Origin of the sequence: Campylobacter sp. CH278, assembly GCF_004378845.1 — a bacterium.
Lineage (GTDB): Bacteria > Campylobacterota > Campylobacteria > Campylobacterales > Campylobacteraceae > Campylobacter_D > Campylobacter_D jejuni.
Map to the genome: position 1 here is coordinate 1 of NZ_RYXZ01000038.1, position 290 is coordinate 290.

Sequence of the window (290 nt, forward strand, 5' to 3'; positions counted from 1 at the left end):
CATCATTTTTATAGGACAGGATTTAGCTTATGCTGAAAATGGCAATTCTCATCCTGATGATTATCAAAATTCAGCTAATTATGAAAGTCAAATGTATGAACATATTTTAACTACAGCTTATGGAGGAAATGGAAAAGTTGAAACTCATAGTATATGGCTTTTATTTAAAAATTGGTTTGAAAATGAAATGATTCCAAATACTAGAAAAATGGGTATCACCACCTACAACTGTACCGAAGGTGGAGCAAGGATAGAAGGAACTATAGAAAAACCTTTTTTATGGGCTTGTG

At 32.1% G+C, this 290-nt stretch carries 1 pseudogene; it reads left to right on the plus strand.

Annotated elements, in window-relative coordinates:
- Positions 1-290, plus strand: a pseudogene (locus tag ELQ04_RS08585) (motility associated factor glycosyltransferase family protein); the annotation flags it as partial.